This window comes from Kitasatospora sp. NPDC049285, from assembly GCF_040678815.1.
Taxonomy (GTDB): Bacteria; Actinomycetota; Actinomycetes; order Streptomycetales; family Streptomycetaceae; genus Kitasatospora.
The window spans coordinates 65,878-87,496 of the sequence record NZ_JBFAQR010000017.1 but is presented as its reverse complement, the minus strand read 5'-3'; the positions used below and the strand labels follow the sequence as shown (position 1 = coordinate 87,496).

18 protein-coding genes are annotated in these 21,619 nt (G+C 76.7%); 10 read left to right on the top strand and 8 right to left on the bottom strand.

Going from position 1 to position 21,619, the window contains the following annotated elements:
- Window positions 1-143: 143 nt before the first annotated feature.
- Entirely contained in the window at window positions 144-506 is a 363-nt protein-coding gene (locus tag AB0K51_RS14280) for a MauE/DoxX family redox-associated membrane protein (RefSeq protein ID WP_363454175.1), read from the top strand.
- Window positions 507-591: 85 nt separating this feature from the next.
- The gene (locus AB0K51_RS14275; protein WP_363454173.1) at window positions 592-1,368 is read left to right on the top strand and encodes an alpha/beta hydrolase; all 777 of its coding nucleotides are present in this window, start codon (window positions 592-594) and stop codon (window positions 1,366-1,368) included.
- A 25-nt stretch (window positions 1,369-1,393) separates the two neighbouring features.
- On the opposite strand, the gene AB0K51_RS14270 is transcribed toward AB0K51_RS14275, so the two are convergent.
- The gene (locus tag AB0K51_RS14270) at window positions 1,394-1,753 is read right to left on the bottom strand and encodes a hypothetical protein (RefSeq protein WP_363454171.1); all 360 of its coding nucleotides are present in this window, start codon (window positions 1,751-1,753) and stop codon (window positions 1,394-1,396) included.
- 256 nt (window positions 1,754-2,009) lie between these two features.
- On the opposite strand from AB0K51_RS14270, the gene AB0K51_RS14265 reads away from it, so the two are divergent.
- From AB0K51_RS14265 to AB0K51_RS14245, 5 genes are all read left to right on the top strand, one after another.
- A complete protein-coding gene (locus AB0K51_RS14265) occupies window positions 2,010-3,230 on the top strand; it encodes an MFS transporter (protein WP_363454226.1) in 1,221 nt (406 codons plus the stop codon).
- Between the two features lie 47 nt (window positions 3,231-3,277).
- Window positions 3,278-5,818 (top strand): class III lanthionine synthetase LanKC, encoded by a 2,541-nt coding sequence (gene lanKC, locus AB0K51_RS14260; protein ID WP_363454169.1) that lies wholly within the window; start codon window positions 3,278-3,280, stop codon window positions 5,816-5,818.
- A gap of 36 nt (window positions 5,819-5,854) precedes the next feature.
- Complete coding sequence (gene lanKC, locus AB0K51_RS14255) at window positions 5,855-8,452, top strand: class III lanthionine synthetase LanKC (protein WP_363454167.1); 2,598 nt, start codon at window positions 5,855-5,857, stop codon at window positions 8,450-8,452.
- A complete protein-coding gene (locus AB0K51_RS14250; protein WP_363454165.1) occupies window positions 8,449-8,562 on the top strand; it encodes a class III lanthipeptide in 114 nt (37 codons plus the stop codon). Before lanKC (AB0K51_RS14255) ends, AB0K51_RS14250 begins: the two co-directional genes overlap by 4 nt.
- A 195-nt stretch (window positions 8,563-8,757) precedes the next feature.
- Window positions 8,758-8,868 (top strand): class III lanthipeptide, encoded by a 111-nt coding sequence (locus tag AB0K51_RS14245; protein WP_363454163.1) that lies wholly within the window; start codon window positions 8,758-8,760, stop codon window positions 8,866-8,868.
- A gap of 72 nt (window positions 8,869-8,940) precedes the next feature.
- On the opposite strand, the gene AB0K51_RS14240 is transcribed toward AB0K51_RS14245, so the two are convergent.
- The 6 genes from AB0K51_RS14240 to AB0K51_RS14215 are packed head-to-tail and all read right to left on the bottom strand — an operon-like array spanning window position 8,941 to window position 15,554.
- Entirely contained in the window at window positions 8,941-9,543 is a 603-nt protein-coding gene (locus AB0K51_RS14240; protein WP_363454161.1) for a GAF domain-containing protein, read from the bottom strand.
- A 10-nt stretch (window positions 9,544-9,553) separates the two neighbouring features.
- Entirely contained in the window at window positions 9,554-10,426 is an 873-nt protein-coding gene (locus AB0K51_RS14235) for a S8 family serine peptidase (RefSeq protein ID WP_363454159.1), read from the bottom strand.
- Window positions 10,423-13,581 carry an adenylate/guanylate cyclase domain-containing protein gene (locus AB0K51_RS14230; protein ID WP_363454157.1) on the bottom strand — a complete coding sequence of 1,053 codons (3,159 nt, stop codon included), beginning with the start codon at window positions 13,579-13,581 and terminating at the stop codon, window positions 10,423-10,425. Before AB0K51_RS14230 ends, AB0K51_RS14235 begins: the two co-directional genes overlap by 4 nt.
- 1 nt (window position 13,582) lies before the next feature.
- On the bottom strand, window positions 13,583-13,792 hold the full coding sequence (locus AB0K51_RS14225) for an aroma-sacti cluster domain-containing protein (RefSeq protein WP_363454155.1): 210 nt from the start codon (window positions 13,790-13,792) through the stop codon (window positions 13,583-13,585).
- Window positions 13,789-14,472 carry an iron-containing redox enzyme family protein gene (locus AB0K51_RS14220; RefSeq protein WP_363454153.1) on the bottom strand — a complete coding sequence of 228 codons (684 nt, stop codon included), beginning with the start codon at window positions 14,470-14,472 and terminating at the stop codon, window positions 13,789-13,791. Before AB0K51_RS14220 ends, AB0K51_RS14225 begins: the two co-directional genes overlap by 4 nt.
- Complete coding sequence (locus tag AB0K51_RS14215) at window positions 14,469-15,554, bottom strand: radical SAM protein (protein ID WP_363454151.1); 1,086 nt, start codon at window positions 15,552-15,554, stop codon at window positions 14,469-14,471. Before AB0K51_RS14215 ends, AB0K51_RS14220 begins: the two co-directional genes overlap by 4 nt.
- A gap of 297 nt (window positions 15,555-15,851) precedes the next feature.
- On the opposite strand from AB0K51_RS14215, the gene AB0K51_RS14210 reads away from it, so the two are divergent.
- Complete coding sequence (locus tag AB0K51_RS14210; protein WP_363454150.1) at window positions 15,852-16,010, top strand: hypothetical protein; 159 nt, start codon at window positions 15,852-15,854, stop codon at window positions 16,008-16,010.
- Between the two features lie 44 nt (window positions 16,011-16,054).
- On the opposite strand, the gene AB0K51_RS14205 is transcribed toward AB0K51_RS14210, so the two are convergent.
- Window positions 16,055-17,872, bottom strand: coding sequence for a BTAD domain-containing putative transcriptional regulator (locus AB0K51_RS14205; protein WP_363454148.1), 1,818 nt, complete (start codon window positions 17,870-17,872; stop codon window positions 16,055-16,057).
- A 201-nt stretch (window positions 17,873-18,073) separates the two neighbouring features.
- Between AB0K51_RS14205 and AB0K51_RS14200 the strand changes: the two genes are divergently transcribed.
- Together AB0K51_RS14200 and AB0K51_RS14195 are read left to right on the top strand one after the other, a co-directional pair.
- Entirely contained in the window at window positions 18,074-18,535 is a 462-nt protein-coding gene (locus tag AB0K51_RS14200; RefSeq protein ID WP_363454146.1) for an Lrp/AsnC family transcriptional regulator, read from the top strand.
- 135 nt (window positions 18,536-18,670) lie between these two features.
- The gene (locus AB0K51_RS14195) at window positions 18,671-21,568 is read left to right on the top strand and encodes a LuxR C-terminal-related transcriptional regulator (protein ID WP_363454144.1); all 2,898 of its coding nucleotides are present in this window, start codon (window positions 18,671-18,673) and stop codon (window positions 21,566-21,568) included.
- Window positions 21,569-21,619: the final 51 nt, after the last annotated feature.

The following is a 21,619-nucleotide window of genomic DNA, read 5'->3' as shown; positions in this document are numbered from 1 at the left end:
AGGCGTCGCCGACCATGCCACAGCCTGACGCTGCGTCAGGAGATCGCGGGGCCCCGGTGGAACACCGGGGACTACCGACCGCGGACCCCAGCTGCTCTACTGTTCGGTAACATCGCGTGCCGTCGAGACCGCCTGGAGAGCCGATGACCGCCGACCGTTCCGCCCGCCTGCTGGGCGGGCTGCTGCTGGCCGCCGGGGTCGCCCACTTCGCCGCGCCCGGGCCGTTCGACGCGATCGTGCCGCGCAGCCTGCCCGGCTCGCCCCGGACGTGGACCAGGGTGAGCGGTGTCGCGGAGCTCGCCGTCGGGGCCGCCGTCCTGTCCCCCCGCAGCCGCCGCGCCGGGGCGCTGGCCGCGGCCGGGCTGTTCGCCGCGGTCTTCCCCGCCAACGTGAAGATGGCCTACGACTGGCGCGACCGTCCGGCCCCGCAGCGCGCCGCCGCCCTGGCCCGCCTCCCCCTGCAGGCCCCGCTGATCGCCTGGGCGCTCCGGGTCTCCCGCGGTTGACCGACCGCCGACACCTGGCGCGGTCGTCGACTCGTGGTGCCCGCGCCACCGGGACCGGGGCACCGGCCGGTGCCACGATGAAGGCATGAAGCCTGCCCGCGTCGTCCTCCTGCCCGGCAGCGTGCTGCCGGCCGGGCCCGCCTACGACGCGTTGATCGAGGCCCTGGGGCCCGGCGTCGACGCGGTCGGGAAGGAGTTGGAGGTCTACGCGGCAGCCGAACCGCCGGCCGGCTACAGCCTGGACACCGAGGTCGCGGGCGTGCTGCGCGAGGCGGACGGACGGGGCTGGGAGATGTTCCACCTGGTCGGCTACTCCGGCGGCGGCGCCGCGGCCCTGGCCTTCGCCCAGCGCCACCCCGAGCGGCTCGCCAGCCTGGCCCTGCTCGAGCCGGCCTGGGCCGGGAGGTGGGACTGGAGCCCGGAGCACACCGCGCTGTGGGCGCGCTACGACGACCTGCGCGGGCTGCCGCCGCGGGAGTTCATGGCGGCCTTCATGCGGCTCGGCGTCCGACCCGGCGTGGTGCTGCCCCCGCCGCCGACCGGCGCGCCACCCCCGTGGATGGCCCAGCGCCCGGCCGGGATCCGGGCCTTCCTCGACACCTTCGCGACCTACGACCTGGACCGCGCGAGGCTCGCGGCCTTCGACCGGCCGGTCTACTTCGCCCTGGGCGGCCTCAGCAACCCCGACGACTACGGCGAGATCGCCGCCCGCCTGTCGACGGTCTTCCCGGACTTCCGGCTGGAGGTCTTCGAGGACCGCCACCACTTCGACCCGCCCCACCGCATCGAGCCCGACCGCCTCGCCGCGTCGCTGCACGCGCTGTGGGCCCGCGCCGATCAGGAGGCCGCGGAGCACTCCTGACGCCCCGTCACATCCGGGCGGACCGTCAGCGCTGCGGGCTCACCTCGGCCAGGGTGCGGCGCAGTTCCTGGTAGCCGCGCGGGGTGTGGGCGGTCACCGTGCGGCCGGCGCGCTCCACCTCGAGGCGGTACGGGACCTGGCCGGTCAGTCTCAGCACCACCGCGAACGGGGTCAGCAGCAGCCTGATCAGCCACTCGGCCAGCCACAGCGGGACGAGCACGGCGAGCACCACCAGGGCGGGCAGCGCGATGATCAGCGAGATCGGGTCCTGCCCGAGCCCGCCGGGGATGATGTCGTTCGCCCACTCCGGTTTGATCCGCCGCTGTCCGGCGAGCCGGTGCCGGCGTATCCGCCACCGCACACCCTCGGCATCAGTCCATCGCATGGGGTCCCCCTGTGTCTCGCATGCTCTCCGGAGGCTACCAGCGGACGCCTGTTCGACAAGCCGCGAGGAGTGAACAGGCGCTCCCATACCGCGACTTGACCGTTGTCGAACCCGCGGCGCCTAGCGTCCTGTCCGCCGGGCGATGGCCGCTTCGGAGACTGCGGACGGACCGGGGGAGGCATCCTTGAGCGCCTCATCGCGCAACGGCTCGCTCAGCGGGAACAGGGACTTCAGGCTGCTGTGGGTCGGCGGCCTGATGACGGCCCTGGGGTCGCAGCTGACGGCCATCGCGCTGCCCCTGCTGGTGCTGCGCGAGACCGGCTCGGCCGTCCAGGCGGGCGCGGTGGGCAGCGTGGCGGTCGCGGCCCTGCTGGTCAGCATGCTGCCCGCCGGGGCGCTGGCCGACGCCGTCGAGCGGCGCCGGCTGATGCTGTGGTGCGACGTGGGCAGCGCGGCCGTGGTCGGCTCGCTGGCCGTGGCGGTGCTGCTGGGGCACTCGCCGCTGGCCCTGGTCATGCTGGTGGCGGTGGCCAACGCCGCCATCTCCAGCCTGGTCGGACCCGCCGCGCTGGGACTGCTGCGGGCGGTGGTCCCCGCGGACCGGCTGGCGGCGGCCTCGGCCCGGCTGCAGGCCAGGTCCTCGGCCGCCCGGCTGATCGGACCGCTGGTCGGCGGGGCCCTGTTCGCCGTCCATCCGGCGCTGCCGTTCGCCGCCGAGGCCGCCGGCCTGCTGCTGTGCGTGGCCTGCCTGGCGGGCGTCCGCACCCGCTCGGCGCCGGGCCCGTCGGCGGGTTCCCCGTTCAGCCGCAGGGAGTTCACCGCCGGCATCGCCTTCCTCTGGGGCCGGCCGTTCCTGCGCACCGTGCTGCTGGTCTTCGGACTGGGCATGAACGCCGCGTTCAGCGCCCTGATGTTCGTCTCGCTCGCCGCGGCCTCGGACGGGGGCAGGTCCGGCGTCGGCGGCGGCACGGTGGTCTCGCTCACCTCCGCGGGGGCCCTGGCCGGCGCGCTGCTGGCCCCGCGGGTGCCCGCGCGGCTGCGCCCCGGGCTGCTGATCGCCGGAACCTGCTGGGCCTGCGCCGCGGCGGCCGGGCTGATGACGCTCAGTCAGGGCGTCTGGTACCTGGGCCTGCTGTCCGGGCTGTCCCTGGCCCTGGCGACCGTGGCGGGCATCGGGTTCAACAGCTCGCTGCTGCTGGCCTCCCCGGAGCACATGGTCGGGCGGGTGCAGAGCGCGGCCGGGCTGCTCTCCTCGCTGGTCCAGCCGCTCGGCCCGCTGGCGGGCGGCGCGCTGTTCGCGGCCTGGGGCCCGGCGCCCGCGTACGGCGTGCTGGGCGCCGTCTTCCTGGTCTGCGCCGTCCTGGTGTCGGCGGCGCGCTCCGAGCCCCGGGGAGCGCCCGCCGCTGCCCGGCCGGAGGAGCCGGAAGCCCGGGACGCCGCCCCGTGGAGCGCCGCCCGCGAGCAACCGCTGGCCTGACCCCGCCCCGTCCGAGCAGCGCCGACGGCCCGACAGGAGAGAGCAGCATGGCAGACCCCCAGGAAGCCGTCGTCTACTGCGTCGCGGACCGGCTCCACTTCGAGACGCCGGGCCGGCTGCCGGACGAGGACTCCCGGTGGCCGCAGACCCGCGCGGCCGTCCCGGCGGGCTGGCGGCGCGGCGCGTCCGGGCTGTGGACCACGATGACCCCCGTCGACGCCCCGCCGGTCGCGCAGGGCTGGAAGATCCACCTGTCGACGGTGCCGGGACGGGCCGCGGAGCTGCTGGAAGCGGCCTGCGTGATCCTGCTGGCGCGCGGTGTCCCGTTCAAGTTCCTGCGCAGCGCGGCGGCCCTGCGGCTGATCTCCGAGAAGTACATGGCCCGCGGCAGCAGCGGCAAGTTCGTCGCCGTCTACCCGCCGGACGAGGAGTGGTTCACCGACCTGGTCGAGGAGCTCGCCGACGCCCTGGACGGCTTTCCCGGCCCCTACGTCCTCAGCGACCTGCGGATCGGCCCGGGCCCCGTCCACGTCCGCTACGGCGCCTTCGTCGAGCAGTGGTGCACCGACCGGGACGGTGCGCGCGTCCTGGCGCTGCGCACGCCCTCCGGCGAGCTGGTGCCCGACCAGCGCGGACCGGTGTTCCGGACCCCCGACTGGGTCGGCGTGCCGCCGGTGCTGGAGCCGCACCTGGCCGCCCGGCGGGACGCGGGCTGGGGCGACTTCCCGTACACCGTCCGCAAGGCGCTGCACCACTCCAACGCGGGCGGCATCTACCTGGCCGAGCACCGCGTCACCGGCGAGCGGGTCGTCCTCCGGGAGGCACGCCCGTACGGCGGCGTGGACGCGGAGGGCACCGATGCCGTCGAGCGGCTGCACCGCGAGCACCGCGCCCTGACCCGGCTGCAGGGCCTCGCCTGCGTGCCCCGGGTGCACGGCGTCGCCACCGCCTGGGAGCACCACTACCTGATCGAGGAGCACATCGAGGGCGAGCGCCTGCTCGACGCGATGATCCACCGCTACCCGACCCCGGGCCGCGACCGGTCCCCGGAGGCGCTGCGCGCGTACGGGCGGTGGGCCACCGGGATCGCCGACCGCCTGGGCGCCGCGCTGGACGCCGTGCACGAGCGGGGGCTCTGCTTCCGGGACGTCCACCCCGGCAACGTGATCGTCCGCCCCGACGGGTCGGTGGTGCTGGTGGACTTCGAGTACGCCACCGACCTCACCGCACCGGAGCTGGCCCAGGTCGGTGCCACCGGGTTCGCCGCCCCGCACGGGGCCACCGGAGCGGAGGCCGACCGGTACGGCCTGTGGGCCACCTGGCTGAGCCTGCTGATGCCGCTGGTGGAGATGCTCGGCCTCGACCCCGGCAAGGCCGAGGTGCTGGAGGCCGAGGCCCGGGCGTGCTTCGGCCTGGCGCCCGCCGAGGGACCGCGCAGGCCGGTGATCGGCCCCGCGCCGGGAGCGGCCGCGCCCGCCGAACGCGACGACCCGTTCGCGGGCCCGACCGCCGACTGGCCGGCCCTCCGCGAACGGCTGGTCGCCGGCATCCGCTCCTCCGCCACCCCCGACCGCGCGGACCGGCTGTTCCCCGCGGACCGGCGGGTCTTCGCCGACGGTGGCCACACCGTCGCCCACGGCGCGGCGGGCGTGCTGCTCGCCCTGCACCGCACCGGCGCGGAGGTGCCCGACGCGCACACCGACTGGCTGGTCGCGGCCGCCCGGCGCGCCCGCCCCGGAGCGGGCCTCGGCCTGTACGACGGACTGCACGGCACGGCCCTGGCCCTCGACGAACTCGGCCGCCGCGAGGAGGCCCTGGAGACCCTCGACCGCGCCCGCGCCGCGGCCGAACCGCGGCACGCGGGACTCTTCGGCGGCCAGGCCGGCGTCGCCCTGAGCCTGTGTCACTTCGCCGCCGCCACCCGCGACGGCGCCCTGCTGGACGCCGCCGCGCGCACCGCCGACCGGCTGGACGCCCTGGTCCGCGACGGGGCCCACCCCGGCGTGGCCACGCCGCCGCACGCCGGACTGATGCACGGCCTCAGCGGCGCGGCCCTGCTCCAGCTCCGGCTGTACCGGATCACCGGGGAGCGCCGGCGGCTGGCCATGGCCCGCGCGGCGCTGGAACGCGACCTCGACGGCTGCGTCACCATGCCGGACGGCACCGTCCAGGCCAAGCAGGGCCACCGGCACCTGCTGTACCTGGACGAGGGCAGCGGCGGCATCGCGCTGGCGGCGCGCGAGTACCTCGACCACACGGACCACCCGCGGCTCGCCGACCTGCTGGAGCCGGTCCGGCGCGGCTGCGCCTCGCACTTCGTGCGGGAACCCGGCCTGATGCGGGGCCGCGCCGGGCTGATCGCCGTGCTGGCCGCCCTCGGCGGCCCGCACCGGCGCGAGGAGGTGGACCTGGCCGTCCGCCGGCTCTCCTGGCACGCCGTCACCCGCGACGAGGGCCTGTTCTTCCCCGGCATGGGCCTGCTGCGCCTGTCCGCGGACCTGACCACCGGGACGGCGGGCATCCTGCTGGCCCTGCACACGGCGTTCGAGGGAAAGGGCGGCCTGCTGTCCCTGCTCGCCATCGGCTGATCCCGGGCAACGGCACGACCACCGGAGGAGTTCCCCTTGTTCGACGCACTGTCCGACGCCCTCGCCGACGAGCAGTACTACGCGCCGCTCGGCACGATGGCCGACCCCGGCCCGCGCTTCGCCCCCGCCCGGGTGCCGGCCGGCTGGCGCGGCGCCGACCGGGACATCTGGACGGCGTGGAGCGCCCCCGGGGTCCGCCGCGCCGAGCAGGGCTGGAAGATCCACGTGTCGGCGCGGCTGGAGCGCGCCCAGGAGGTCCTCGACACGGTGGCGGACGTCTGCTTCGCCGAGGCGGTGCCGTTCAAGCACGTGTCGGCGCGCTTCTTCTACCTCGCCCTGCACCACAAGCACGCCGCCCGCTCCCAGTCGGGCAAGTTCTGCGCCGTCTACCCGCCGGACACCGAGGCCGCCTCACGACTGCTGGACCTGCTCGTCGACGCCCTGCACGGGGAGGAGGGCGCGTACGTCCTCAGCGACCGCCGGTACCGCGACTCCCGGACCGTGCACTACCGCTACGGCGCGTTCGCCCGCAGGAGCCGGCTGCAGCCCGACGGCACCGCGCTGCCGCTGCTGACGGACGGTCACGGACAGGAGGCGGCGGACGTCCGGCAGCCGTACTTCGTCCTGCCCGCGGGCGTCACCGACCCGTTCGTGGCCGAGGAGCCCGCGCCGCACCGGGGTGCGATCCGGATCCGCGACCACGAGGTCCTCCGGGTGCTGCAGCCGAGCAACGCCGGCGGCGCGTACCAGGCCCGCGACACCCGTACCGGACGCCTGGTGCTGATCAAGGAGGCGCGCCCGCACACCGGTTACACCTGGGACGGCGTCAGCGCCCAGGAGCGGCTGCGCCGGGAGTACGAGACGCTCACCGCCGTGCACGCGGCCGCCCCGGGCGTGTGCCCCGAACCGCTGGAGCTGTTCACCGAGTGGGAGCACGACTTCCTCGTCATGGAACACGTCGAGGGACTCCCGCTGGTGAAGTGGATCAACCGCAGCTCGCCGATCCTCCAAGTCGACCGGCCGGTGCGGGAGTTCGACCGCTACCACGCCGACTGCCGGCGCATCCTCGGCGCGCTCGACGCCGCCCTCGGGCGGCTCCACGCGCTGGGGCTCCGGTTCGGCGACGTCAGCCCCGGCAACGTCATCGTCACCCCCGAGGGGGACGCCCGGCTGGTCGACTTCGAGTCCGTGACCCCGCAGGCCGCCCGCCCCGCCCGGATGGGCACCCCGGGCTTCGCCCCGCCCGCCGACCTCGCCGCCGGACACCCCGCCGACCCGGTCCTCGCCGACCGCTACGGCCTCGCGGCGCTCGCGCTCACCCTGCTCGCACCGTTCCACAACGCGCCCCAGCTGACCCCGGCCAACCTCGCCCTGCTGCGGCGCGACCTGGCGGCGACCGCCCCGGTGCCCCGCGACCTGTGGCAGCGCGCCACCGCCTTCCACCCGTCCGGCACGGACGCCTCCCGGGCGCTGCCCGACCCCGAGCAGGTCGACGCCGACCCGCTCGGCTGCCTGGCCCGACTCGCCGCGCAGACCGCGCAGAGCCTGCTCGACCAGGCGGACACCGACCGGCCCGACTGGGTCTTCCCGCCGTCGCCCCTGGCCTTCCGCACCAACACGGTGTGCGTGGCCTACGGCACGGCCGGCGTGGTGCACGCCCTGCAGCGGGCCGGCCTGCCCGTCCCGGACGAGGTCGACAAGCGGCTGCGCCGCGACGCCCTGGCCGCGGCGGACACCCTGCCGCCCGGGCTGGCCGTCGGCTCGGCCGGGATCGCGCGGGTGCTGGCCCGGGCCGGCCACCTCGACGAGGCGGTCGACCTGCTGCGCGCCGCCGACGGCCACCCGCTCACCGCCACCACGACCACACTGGCCGGCGGACGGGCCGGCCTCGGCCTGGCCTGGCTCGCCCTGCACCGGCACACCGGCGACACCCACCACCTGGAGCGGGCCGTCGCCGCCGGCGACGCGATCCTGCGCACCGCCGACCTGGTGCCGACCCTCGGCGCCCACGACGCCCGCGGCCTGTTCCACGGCCGCTCCGGGCTGGCGCTCCTCCTCCACCACCTGGCCGACGCGACGGGCGAGCCGCGCTACCGGGCGGCCGGACTCGGGCTGCTCCACGCCGAACTGGACCGCGCGGTGGACCTCCCCGACGGCTCCCTGTCGTTCGCCGACAACAGCGTCAACAAGCGGGTCATGCCGTACCTGGCCACCGGATCCGCCGGGATCGGCACCGTCCTGGTGCGCTACGCGGCCGCCACCGCGGACGAGCGCTGCCCCGCCGCGCTGCCCCGCGTCGTCGCGGACGCCCGCAAGGTCTGCGCGGCCCAGGCCGGCCTGCACGACGGATTCGCCGGGCTGGCCTACCTGCTCGCCGAGTACGCCGACCTCACCCGGGACGACGCCGACCGCCGCGACGCGGTCCGGCTCGCGACCGGGCTCCTCAAGTACGCCGTCCCGCACGGTGACGGCGTCCGCTGGCTCGGAACGGGCTCGCTCCGGTTCAGCGCCGATGTGGCCAGCGGCAGCGCAGGGATCCTGCTGGCGCTGCACCGAGCCCTCCACGGCCCGGGTGACGACTGGTTCACCCTGGATCCCGCCCATCCACGAGAAACCGAAGGGAGCCGTCCATGACCGAAGTCCTCGCCCTCCAGCAGCTCGAACTCGAGACCGAGCAGGCGGCGGAGGCCTACCCGTGGCCCTGCTTCAGCATCTACGCCAGCACGTGGCTCGACCCCGAGTAGTCCCGGCCGTCGCCGTCCGCAGGCCCCGCCTCGACCAGGAAGGAACAGCTCCGTGACCGAGATCCTCGCCCTCCAGCAGCTCGAGATCCAGACCGAGCAGGCGGAGGAGGCGTACCCCTTCCCCTGCTTCAGCGTCTACGCCAGCTCGTTCGTCGACAACGACACCTACTGACCCGACCGGGAAGGAACACCTTCATGACCGAGATCCTCGCCCTCCAGCAGCTGGAGGCCGACCCCGAGCCCGAGGCCGACGCGGCCTACCCGTGCCTGAGCATCTTCGCCAGCCACTTCTACGAGACGCTGTAGCGCCCGGCTGCAACCGCCGCGCCGCCGACCCCGGACACCGGAGTCGGCGGCGCGGCCGCGTGCGGCGGCGGGTCACGGGCGCGGCGTGTCCACCAGCAGCTCCTCCAGCCGGCGCACCAGCTCGGCCGCCTCGGTGCGCCGGTCGGGGGCGAGGCCGACCCCCGCGGCGGCCGGGTCGGCCCGCCGCTCGGTGACGATGCGCAGCGCGACGGAGGCCTGCCGGGCGAACAGGAACAGCAGGTCGAGGTCGGAGAGGCTGGAGCGGGACTGCGGCGCCGGGTCGAGCACCTCCAGCACCCCCAGGACCCGGTCGCCGTCCATCAGCGGCGCGGCCATGATCGCGTCGGGCACGTACGCGGTGGACTGCGCCAGGGAGCGGTCGAAGGAGGCGTTGGCCGCCAGGTCGTCCACGATCATGGGTTCGGCGGAGGCGGCCACCCAGCCGGCGATGCCGCGGTCCGCCGGGAAGCGCCGGCCGACCAGGAACTCCTCGCCCTGACCCGAGACGGCCTGGAAGACCAGCTCGCCGGCCTCCTCGTCGAGCAGGAACACCGAGCTCGCCTCGGCCCCGAAGATCGCGCGGGCCACGTCGACGATCGACTGGAGCAGTTCGCGGGCCGCGGGGTCGGCCGGGGTACCGGAGGGGTCGGTCGCGGGTCGGTTCGCACGGGACACAGGGGCACCTCTACTGGGGGACGCCGTCGGCGGCGGCCTGCGGACCGCTGCCGGCGTGGGGGAGACGGACGTTGGCGGCGGAGAGGTACAGCGCGCTCTTCAGCTGAAAGGGCGTCATGCGGGGGTGCGCCGACAGGATGCGGGCCGCCAGCCCGGTGATGAACGGCGTGGCGAAGCTGTTGCCGGTGGTGCGGATCGTCCCGCCGCCCAGCCAGGCGACCTCGACGTTCTGGCCCGGCGCGAAGAACTCCACGGGCGGCCGCGGGTTGTACAGGTGCAGCCCGGGGTCGTCCTCGTGGTGGCTGCCGACCGAGACCACCGAGGCGAACCGCCAGGGGAAGCTCTCCACCGGCGTGTTGTGCGCCGAGGCGACGATCACCGTGCTGGTGAAGTACGCCTCGTCGGCCAGCGCGTGCAGCTCCTCCGCGAACCGGGTCCGGGTGGTCGACAGGCTCAGGTTCACCACGTCGAAGCCCTGCCGCACGGCCCAGCGCAGCCCGCCCATCAGGACGTCCCCGGTGCCGGAGAAGCGCTCGCCGAGGACCCGGACGCTGTAGAGCTCGCACTCCGGCGCGACGCGGCGCACGATGCCCGCGCAGGCGGTGCCGTGGCCGCAGGTGTCGCCGGTGTCGGTGCGCTCCACCCGGACCCCGTCGTCGTCCTTCACGACCACCCAGGACCCGTGCACCGGGCCCACGACGGGGTGGTCGCGCTCGACCCCCGAGTCGACGACGCAGACCCGCACGCCCCGGCCCGTTCCCCCCGTGGCCGCCGCGGCGGCGTCGGGGAGGGCGGCCGCCGCCACCGGGATGTCCGCGGGGCCCCTGCCCCGCAGGCTCCAGGTCAGTTCGCGGCCGTCTGCGGTACTGCTCGGTGTGGTCATCGGTGCTCGATCCGGTGCGGGTGGGCGGACGGGACGGCGGGGCGGCCGGCGGCGGCGCGGGAGGCCTCGGCGGCCCACCGCTGCCCCGGCCGGTGGCCCTTGGCGCGGAACCGGCTCGCGGCTTCGGCCGCGGACTCCGCGGCCCGGGCGCCGAGGCCGAGCAGCAGGCAGGTGCGCGCGTGGTCCAGCGCGGCGAGGCCGCGCACGACCGGGGAGTCGGTGGCCGCGGCGGCGGCGACGGCCCGGTCGGCGAGCCGCAGCGCGTCCTCCCGGCGCCCCTGAGCGGCGGCGATCCGGCCGCGCAGCCCGTCCAGCTCGACCGCCTCGGCGTGCGGCCGGCCGGACTCCCGGGTCAGCCGCTCGACGGCGGTGGCGGCCTCATCGACCCGGCCGGCGTCGACCAGCAGCCGGGCGGACTCCAGCGCGATGCCGTCGAGCAGCGTGCCGGCGCCGTACCGGCGGCCCTCGACGGCCGCGTCCGCCAGCAGGGCCAGGGCCCGTTCCGGCCGGTCGGCCAGGGTCTCCACGGTGGCGCCGAAGACCGGCAGGAAGACCCGCGCCTCCGCGAACCCGAGTTCCGCGGCCAGCCGTTCGGCCTCCGCCAGGCTCGCCCGGGCCGCGTCCCAGTCGTCGTCGAGCGCGAGGAGCAGCGCCAGCGGGCAGCTCAGCGTCAGCCGGACCGTACGGCGGTGCGCGCCGTGCTCCGCGAGCAGGGCCCGGCAGTGGTCGACGGCCGCGGCGGCGTGCTGCGGACCGCGCCACAGCGAGACGCCCATCGCGCCCAGGGCGGCGGCCCGCTCGGGCTCGCCGTCGGCGTTCACCGCGTGGGACAGGGCGCGGGTGAGCAGCGCGGCCGCCTCGCCGTGCCGCCCCTGCGCCTGGTGCCGCTGGCCGAGCCGTAGGCAGGCCCGGGCCTGGCCGAGCTGGTCGCGGGCGGCCTCGAACACGGGCAGGGCATCGCGGGCCGCCCGGGCCGGCGACTCGCCGCCGGGGCTCACGGTCGCGAGCGCCAGCCGGGCGTGGGCCGCCTCCACCGGGTCCGCCGCGGTGGCGTGCACCCGGCGCAGCAGGTCGAGCCCGTCGCCGGTGAGCCCCAGCGCGAGCCGGGTCTCGCCGAGCCGGCGCGCGGCGGCGGCGTCGCCCGCGTCGCCGGTGCGGTGCAGCGCGACCGCGCGGCCCAGCAGGTCGGCCGCCCAGGGCAGGTCGGAGCGGGCGAGCGCCTGGGCGCCGGCGTGGCCGAGCGTGTCGGCCGCCCGGACCCGCAGCGCGTCGGTGACCTCGTCGGTCAGGCCCAGCTCGGCGCGGTGGCGGTGGGCGTGCTCCAGGTGGCTGCCGACCGAGGCGGGGCCGGTCGCGCGCACCGAGCGCAGCTCCGCCGCCCGGGCGTGCCCCTCGGCCCTGGCCCGTTTGGACAGCGACTGGTAGGTGACCTCCTGGACCAGGCCGCTGACGAACCGGAAGGAGGCCTCGTCGGGCGCGGCGACGGGGACCGGCTCCACCAGCCGCCGCCGGGCCAGCCGCAGCAGCGCGGCCCGGACGGCCTCCGGCGTGCCGGGCGCGCCGCCGGGCCGCGCCCCGGCGAGCCCGGCCAGTTCGGACACCGTGAACTCCCGGCCCAGCATCGAGGCCAGGTCCAGGACGCCGCGGTCCGGCGGCGCGAGCGCGTCGATCCGGGCCCCGAGCACGGCCTGCACGGTGGTCGGGAGCCCGTCCCGCAGCCCGGACTCGGCGGCGGCCGCCAGCAGTTGTTCGAGGTGCAGCGGGTTGCCGCCCGCCCGCTCCAGCAGTGCGGCCGGCAGCTCGTCGCCGTGCGCGTCGACCTCCGCCAACTCGCCGGCCAGCAGCGCCGATTCCGCGTCGGAGAGCCCGGTCAACGGCAGCGCCAGGGCCCGCGCGCCGAGCGGCTCGGCCCGGGTGTCCAGCAGTTCGGGCCGGGCCAGGCAGACCAGCAGGACGGCCGCCCCGTCGAGCTCGCCCGCCAGCCGGTCGAGGACGTCGAACAGCAGCGGCCCCGCCCACTGGGCGTCGTCGACCACCAGGACGACGGGGGCGTCGGCGACCACCGTCCGCAGGACGCGCACCAGCGCCGCGCAGGTCTCGTCCAGCGAGGGCGTCGGGGTGCCGTCCAGCAGCAGGCCCCCGGACAGCAGCCCCAGCGCCTCCTCGAAGCCGCGGCGCCCGGCGGAGGCGGGGCCCGCCCCCGCGGGCGCGCGCCCGGCCGTGGCGAGCAGCTCGGTCACCGCGTCCGCCAGCGGGCGCAGGCTGCCCTGCTCGCCGTACGGCCGGCAGCGGCCGGCGCCGTGCAGGTGGGGCCGCGGCGTGCGCCGGAGCCATTCGCGCAGCAGGCGGGTCTTGCCCTGCCCGGCCTCGCCGTGCACCAGCACCCGCCGGACCCGGGGGCCCTCGGCGACGTCCGCCAGCGCGGCGTCGAGCGCGGCCCACTCGGCCCGCCGGCCCACGAAGCGGACGTCGAAGCGGCGCAGCAGTTCGGGATCGTCCTCGCCGAGCCCGAGCAAGCGGTGCGCCGTCACCGGCTCGGCCTTCCCCTTGAGCTGAAGCGGCCCGACCGGTTCGGCCCGGACGGTGCTGCCCGCGGAGAGCAGCGTGTCCGGGCCGATCAGGATCTGTCCGGCGGAGGCGTTCTGCTCCAGCCGGGCGGCCACGTTGACGGTCTCGCCGGAGACCAGCGCCTGCCGCGCGGAGGTGTCGGCGCCGGCCACCACCTGGCCCGTGTTGACGCCGATCCGGACGTCGAGGCGGACCCCGAGCTCGGCGGCCAGCGCGGTGTTCAGCCCGTCGAGCGCGCCGACCATGTCCAGCGCCGCCGCGAGGGCGCGGCGCGCGTCGTCCTCGTGCACCGTGGGGATGCCGAACACGGCCATGACGGCGTCCCCGATGAACTTCTCGACCGTGCCGCCGTGGGCCTCGATCTGACGCCGCATCAGGTCGAAGTAGCGCAGCGTGACGGTGCGCAGGACCTCCGGGTCGAGCGTCCCGGAGAGCGCGGTGGAGCCGACCAGGTCGCAGAAGAGGACGGTCACCAGCTTGCGGCCGTCCGGCGGACCCTCGGACGGCGCCGCGCTGGGGGCGCCGCAGGACGGGCAGAAGCGTGCGTCGGGCGGCAGCGCGTGCCGGCACGCGGAGCAGTCGCCCATGTCAGAACAGCGCCCCGCCCGCGATGTCGGCGTGCGCCTGCACCTCGGGTCCGGTCTCGTCCAGGCGGCCCTTGATGTCCACCAGCACGCCGAGTTCGTGCGGGGTCAGCGCGCCGAGGACCTCCCGCTGGTCGTCGGTGAACGCGTTCAGGTCGAATCCCGCCGCCTGCAGGCGGGCGAGGGTGTCCTGCGGGCCGGTCGTGTCGGTCATCCGGAACCTCCTGGGGTGGCTGCCAGCTGGAGAAAGAGACGGGCGACGCCGTCCGCCGTGTGGAGGGCGCTGACCGCGACCGCCACCTCCTGAGCGGGCGTCAGGGGCAGCTCGTCGAGCAGGTCGTCGAGTGCCGCCAGGTGCCCGGTGTCGAGGTCCGCGTGGTCGCGCACGGTGCGGAAGGCCGCCGCGGGCAGGCCGGTGCGCGCCGCGAGCCGGTCGGCCAGCCAGGGCGCCGGGGCGTTGCCCTCGAGGACCCGCACGTAGCCGAGCAGGGCGACCGGGTGGTGGTGCTCGATCCAGTAGTGCTGGGCCCCGGCGAGGCCCGCCACCACGGGCGGGCCGAGGGCGCCGCGGGCGGCCGCCGGATCGGCGCCGGCCGCGGCCAGGTCGGCGAGCAGCCACTCGTCGTGGCCGCGCTCCTCCTCGATGTGCTGCGCGAGGTACCGGCCGAGCGGGCCGGCCACCGGGTCACCTGGCGCCAGCTGCGCGCAGCGCCGGGCGGCGTGCTCCATCAGGGGGACGGACGCCCGGATCAGGGCGTGCATCGCGTACAGGTAGGCGACGTACCGGCGGGCGCGGCCGGACGGCTCCCACAGCGCGGCCGAGGCCGCGTGCAGGGCGGGGGCGGCGAGGCCGAGCTTGACGCGCAGCGCGGCCGACCGGCTCAGGCCGCTCATACCGATCCGCCGCCGGGGCCGCCCAGTGCCACCAGCTCCGCGTAGGGCGGGCTGCCGTGGCGCCGGACCACGTCCACCGGGCCGGCCTCGACCTGGAGCCTGACCGCCTCCCGCTCCAGCAGGACGCCCACCGGGCCGGAGGCGTCCCGTTCGGCGCCGGCCAGCACCTCGGGGCGCCCGGCCAGGCCGCGGCAGGTCCCGCAGTAGCCGCAGTCCGGTTCCGCCGGTGCCCCGGCGTACCGGGCGCCCAGGTGCGCCGGGCCGACGGTGCGGATCATCCGCAGCACCGGGGAGGACAGCAGGCGGCGGCGCACGGCCGGCCAGCCGTCCTCGGCGGCGTGCCCGAGCAGCAGGTGCGCGGGGGCCGGACGGCGGTCCACGGTCTGCTGGTTGCAGCAGGCCAGCACCGCGCCGTCGAAGGCCACCACCGGCCAGGCCGCCATCGGGCAGGGCAGCGCCCGCTGCGGGTCCACCGGGCGGCGGGCCCGGGCCGCCCAGGCGGCGGCGCGGCCCACCGGGCGGACCTCGTTGACCAGCATCGGCACCCGGTCGGCGAACTCCCGCCGGATCTGCGCGGTGGCGTCCGCCAGGTACGGGTCGTCCGGGCCGCTGCCGGTGAGGTGGAAGCTGACCGGGATGCCCGCGTCGCGGACGTGCCGGACCGCGCGCAGCACGTCGGCCCGGGGGACCTCGCGCTCGTGGTGGACGTCCAGGCTCGCCGAGAAGTGGTCGACGGCGGAGATCGCCCGCATGACCGGGGCGGGCACCCGGCCGCCCCGGGCGAAGAACATCCCGCTGAGCAGCGCGGTGCGGGTGCCGGCGGCGCGGGCGGAGGCCGCGAGCCGCGCCGCGAGGTCGGGGAGCAGCAGCGGCTCGCCGCCCGTGAGCATCAGCACCTCGGGCCGGTCCGCGGGCGTGAACGAGCCGACGAACCGCAGCAGGTCCTGCGCCCGCGGTTCCTCCCCGGTCGTCGTCGAGGAGGTCGAGCAGTGCGCGCAGCTGAGCGGGCAGCGCCGGGTGAGGGTGAGGAACAGGCCCGCGCCCGGGACCGGTCGCAGTCCGATGAGTTCGGCCAGTTCCACGCGCCGCCCCCGGTTCGTCGGTGGGCCGCCCGGACGCGGCCGTGTCCCCCAGCAGGGTCCGTCGCACGGGTTGCGATCCGGTCGACGGGCGGTTGTGGACCGGTATGGGCGCTGGTGGGCGGCCGGACCGGCGCCGTGCGGGGTCCGTGCCGGGCTCCGTGCGGGCCGCTGACCTGGGGCACCACCGTTTTCATACCGGTGGTCGGGTGTTGCCGAACTCCCGCCGCCTAGCGTCCTGTTCGTGCCGGACCGCGGGCTTCGCGGTCGGCCCGTCACCACAACCGCCAGGGAGATGCCATGGCTGAGAACGTCGAACCCACCGAGGAGCGGACCGAGGACGTGGCCGAGGTCGAGGCGCACAGCTCCGTGCTCGACGCCCAGGGCCTGAGCAAGGACGTCGACAAGAGCGAGAACTCCTGCGTCAGCCTCGTCAGCCTGGTCGGCGCCGAGTACTGAGCCGCGGTTCCCGGGTGCCCCGCTCGGGCGGGGCACCCGGTCCCTCACACCGCTTCCCGGCCGGCCCGGTCGCCGGACGCCCGCTCCCGGGCGAGCAGGCGGGTGAGGTGCGGCAGCGTGTACACCGCCGCGTGCGCGGTCACCTCGCCGGTCGGCGAGAGGACCAGCCCGGCCTCGATCAGCCGCTCGATCCGCCGCCGTGCCGCGTCCGGCGTGCACCCCAGCGCGGCCGCCGCGCGCTCCGCCGTGAACACCGACGGGTCCGGCAGCGCCGCGAGCCGCAGCAGCGCGGACCGCTGGACGTCTCCCAGCCGCCGCCACTCGTCGGCGACCACCGACCGCACGTCGAGGTCGCCGACCGCGAGTTCGTCCAGCACGACGCGCGGATCGGCCAGCCGCTGCGCGTACTCCGCCAGCGGCAGGTGCCGCAGCACGGTGAGTTTCAGGCCGGCGACCCGGACCGCGAGCGGCAGCAGGCCGCAGGCCCGGACGACGCGTTCGGCCGCCGCCCGGTCGCCGCGGACCCGGCCGGTGATCCGATCGAGCAGCTCCAGCGCCTCGTCGAGCGGGAACGGCGGCAGGTCCACCCGGTGGGTGCCCGCCAGTCCGGCGAGCCGGGTCCGGGCCGTGACGACGACGCTGCTCGCACCCGTGCCGGGCAGCAGCGGGCGCACGCTCGCCTCGTCGGGTGCGTCGTCCAGCACCAGCAGCACCCGGCGGACGGCCAGCCAGTCCCGCCACCGGGCGGCGGCCGATTCGGGGTCCGGGGCCGCCCCCGTGTCCCGGCCCGCGTAGCGGAGGAGTTCGGCCGCCAGCGACGCCGGGGAGCGGCGGGACCCGTCCGGCTCGCGCAGCCCGAGGTGGATCCGGCCGTCGGGGAAGCGCTCCGCCAGGCGGTGCGCGGCGTGCACCGCGAGCGCCGTCTTCCCCACCCCGGCCGGGCCGGTGACGAGCACCACCGCCCCGCCGTCCGACACCGCCGCCAGCAGGTCCCGCAGCTCCTCGCCGCGGCCGGTGAAGTCGGCGACGGCGGAGGGCAGCGCGACCGGAGCGCGGCGCTGCCCCGGCCACCCGGGGCCCGGCACGGGCCCGTCGTCCGCGAGGATCGACTCGTACAGCGTCGTCAGGGCGGAGCTCGGCGGCAGGCCCAGTTCCCGGGACAGCAGCTGCCGGACCTCCTCGTACGCGGCCAGCGCCTCGGCCCGCCGCCCGCACCGGTGCAGCGCCGACAGGTGCGCGGCCCGCAGCCGTTCGCGCAGCGGGTGCTGCTCCAGCAGCTCCGCCGTCACCTCGGCGACCTCCGCGGGCCGGCCCGCGTCCAGCGCGGCCTCCGCCCAGTCCTCGCACACCGCGAGGTAGCGGCCGACCAGTTGGCCGACCTGTCCGCGCAGCAGTTCGGAGCAGCGCAGTTCGGGGAGCGGCGGCCCGGTCCACAGCCGCCGGGCGCTGTCGAACAGCCCGTAGGCCGCTTCGAGCCGGCCGTCCGCGGCGGTGCGGCGCGCGGTCCCGGCGAGGGCCTGGAACCGCAGGACGTCCAGTTCGGGCTCGGCGAGCCGCAGCAGGTAGCCCCCGGGCCCGTGGACGATCCGGTCCCCGGCGGGGGCCAGCGTCCGGCGCAGGGCGGAGACGTAGACCTGGATGTTCTTGCGCGCCGTGCGGGGCGGTTCGTCGGCCCAGACGGCCTCGATCAGCCGGTCGACCGGGACGAACCGGTTGGGCTGGCAGAGCAGCATGGCGAGGACGAGCCGCTGTTTGAGCGGACCGAGCGCCACCACGTCGTCCCCGATCCGGACCGCCAGCGGCCCGAGCAGGGAGAACCGGACGCGGGACGCGCCCTGCGGTGCGGTCGGCGGCTCGCACATGGTCACGTTTGACCGGCCTTTCGACTCGACGGCGGTCGGCAGCGGGACCCCAGCTTCATCGAACGCAGATGCGACTGCGTCGGGGGAAGCACGTAATCGCGGTACGTATCCGCGCAGCCGCCGAGGTCGGGGGCACCCCCCGGCGGCCGCCGAGTTGCTACGGTCTCGTTCGCACACCCGGGGTGAGGGAGAGGGGACCACGTGACGGCCCGTGACGAGCTGGACGCGCTCGACAGGATCCTGATCCGGCTGCTCCAGCAGGACGGCCGCGCCTCGTACACCGACCTGGGCCGGGAGGTCGGGCTGTCCGCCCCCGCCGTGCGCACCCGGGTGCAGCGGCTGATGGAGCGCGGCCTGCTGCAGTTCGCCGCGGTCACCGACCCGCTGAAACTCGGACTGCCCGTCATGGCGCTGCTCGGCATCAGGGTCGACGGCGGGCTGCCGGACGTCATCGACACCCTGGACGGCATCGACAGCGTGATCTACCTGGTGTCCACGGCCGGCTCGTTCGACCTGTTCGCGGAGGTCGTCTGCCGGACCATGGACGAGCTGTCCAGCCTCATCAACGACCGGATCCGTGCCATCCCGCAGGTGCGCACCGTGGAGTCCTTCCCGTACTTCGGCATCCACGTGCACCGGTTCACATGGGACATCCCCGACTGATCGAACTGCAAAGCACCGTACTGGCGTTGAAAACGACGCCGAAGCGGGCACAGTACTTCAGAAACGGAAGTCGAGCCCCCGTGCGGCGCACCCGCGGGCGCTCGCCTCGGCCCCTGAAAGGGAGGACGGCGCCCCATGGCCGCAGTGCACCCACCGGCCGCCGCCGGGCGTCTCGTCGGACGGGACGCCGAACTCCGCCTGCTCGCAAGGGCGTTGGAGCCGCTGGGCGGCGGCCGGGGCGCGGTCGTGGAGATCTCCGGGGAGCCGGGCAGCGGGAAGACCCGGCTGGCCGCGGCGCTCGCCGGCCTGGCCGCCCAGCGGGGCGTCCCGGTGGTCCGCGCGCACGCCCTGCGCCGGGCCGCCGCCCCGCTGCAGGTGTTCCGCGACGCCTGGGAGGCGCGGCAGGCGGCCGGCGGACGGCCGCAGCGCTTCGACGAGGAGGGCGACCGGTCGGCCGCCTGGGCGGCGGGGTGCGTCCTGGTCCTGGACGACGTCCACCTGTGCGACCCGGACTCGACGGCGCTGCTCGTCCGGCTGGTGCGCTCCGTGGTGCCCGCCCCGTTCCTGCTCGCCCTCGCGCACCGCCCCGGGCAGACCGCGCCCGAGTTACGGGACGCCCTGGCGGACGGCGCGCGGACGGGAACGGTGACGCGGATCGAACCGGGCCCCCTCACCCCCGACGCCGTGGCCGCGCTGCTCGCCGACCTGCCCGCCCCCGCCGTCCCCGCGTTCCGCACCCCGGCCGAACTCCGGGAGTTCACGGCCCGGTTGTGCGCCGCGGCCGAGGGCAACCCGCGGTACGTGCGCCTGCTCGCCGCGGCGGGCTGGCGCCCCGAGCACTGGCCCGACCGCGCGGGCACCGACAGCGCCGGGCTGCTGCGCGCGGCGAAACCGCTGGCCGCCGAGTTCGACGCGCTGTCGCCGCCGGCCGTGCTCACGGCCTCGGCCGCCGCCGTCGCCGGCAGCCCGTTCCGCCCGGAGGACGTCGCCCGGGTCTCCGAGCTGGGCATGGACGCCACCCTCGACGCGCTCGCCGAACTGGAGGCCGCCGACCTGGTGCGCCAGGCGGACTGGCGAGGCGGCCTGATGTTCCGTCACCCCGTCGTCGGCCACGTCGCGCACGAGCGCGCCGGACTCTCCTTCCGGCTGCGCGCCCACCGCCGGGCGCTGGACCTCGCCACCGCCCGCGGCGGCCGGGCCCGCGACCGCGCCCGGCACGCCGAGCACCTGCTGGGCAGCGACGCCGCGCTCGCCGCCCGCACCCTCGCGGACGGCGCCGCGGAGATCGCCGCGCAGGAACCGGCGACCGCCGCGCACTGGCTGCGCCTCGCCCTGGAGTCGCTGCCCGCCGGGGGTGCGGACGCCGCCGTCCGCACCGAGCTGGAACTCGCCTGCTGCCGCGCGCTGATCGCCTCGGGCCAGCTGGACGAGGCCCGCACCCGTGCGCACGACCTGCTGGGCCGCCGGGCCGCGGCGCTCACCGAGCGGCAGCTGCTCCAGGCCCACGCCGTCTGCGCCGGCGCCGAGCGGCAGCTCGGCCGGCACGCGGAAGCGGCGGCCATCGCCGACGCCGCCCTCGGCCTGCTGCCCCGCCCGCTGCCCGTCCCGCTCCCGGCCGAAGCCGCCGAACTGGTCATCGAGCACGGGCTGGTGCACGTCCTGCGCGGGACGCACGACCAGGCCCGCGCCCTGCTCCGGCAGGCCGTCCGGGCGCTCGGCGAGGCGGACGGCGGCGGCGGCTCCCACGGGGCCGACGGGGGCGGGGGCGCGAACGGGTCCGACCGGGCCGGTGGCGCGAACGGGGCCGACCGCACCGTGCTCCGGGTGCTCGACGCCCTCTGCGTCACCCACGCCGGAGAGCTGGCCGAGGCGCTCGACGAAGTCGCCCACTGCGCCCGGCTGGTGGACGCCCTTCCGGACCCGCTCGCCGGACGCACCCCCGAGACCCTCGCCCTGCTCGGCAGCGCCGAGCTCTACCTGGAGCGGTTCACCGACGCGGCCCGCCACCTGAGCCGGGGGCTGACCGCCGACCGCACCGGTCCGCTGCGGCCGATCCTGCTGCACCGGCTCCTCGGACTCGCCACCGCCGAGCAGTGGACCGGCCGCCTGGACGCCTCCCAGCAGCACGCCCGCGAGGCCGAGCACCTCGGCCGCTCCCTCGGCGTGCAGCCCGCGGTCACCCTGGCCCAGGTGATCCGCGCCACCGCCCTGCTGTGGGCCCGAGGCCAGGAGTACGCCGACGACGCCCTGGCCCTGGTCGAGGAGGCGACGGGCGCCCACCCGCCCGGCCACGACTGGTGGAGCGCCTCGGCGACGGGCCTGCTCGCCCACGCCCGGCTGCTCGCCGGCGACCCCGCCGGCTGCCGGCGGACCCTGCTGGACACCGCACGCGGCAACCACCTGCCCCAGGTCCGGCCCTTCTCCCGGCCCTTCCTGCTCTCCCTGTTGGCCACCGCCACCCTCGACTGCGGGGACCGCGAGGAGGCCCAACGCCTCGTCAAGTCCGCCGAGGCGGAAGCCGACCGCCTCGGCCTGCCCGTCCAGCAGGCCTACGCCCGCACCGCCCGCGCCCACCTGCACGCGGCCGACGGCGAACACGACCCGGCGGCCCGTCAGTTCACCCTCGCCGCCGAAACGTTCCGCTCAGCCGGCATGCCCGTCCAGTACGCCTGGACCCTCGCCGCCGGCGCGCACTCCGTCCACCAGGCCCACGGCCCGGCCGAGGCCCTCGGGCGGCTCGACGCCGCCGAGGCGGTCGCCCGTACCCACGCGGCGCTGCTCGTCGCGCAACGCGTGACCCGCGTCCGCGCCGAGCTGTCCGCGCACTCCCGCACCGCCCACCCCTTCGGCCTGCTCAGCGAGCGCGAACGGGAGATCGCCGAACTCGCCGCGGCCGGCCTGCGCACCCGCGAGATCGCCGAACGCCTCTTCCTCAGCCCCCGCACGGTGGAGACCCACCTCTCCCGCATCTACCGCAAACTCGACGTCTCGTCCCGCCTCGCCCTCTCCGACCTGCTGCGCCGCACCGGGTAGCACCACCGGCGCACGGGGACGGCCCCCGCACAGGGGCGGGGGCCGTCCGGT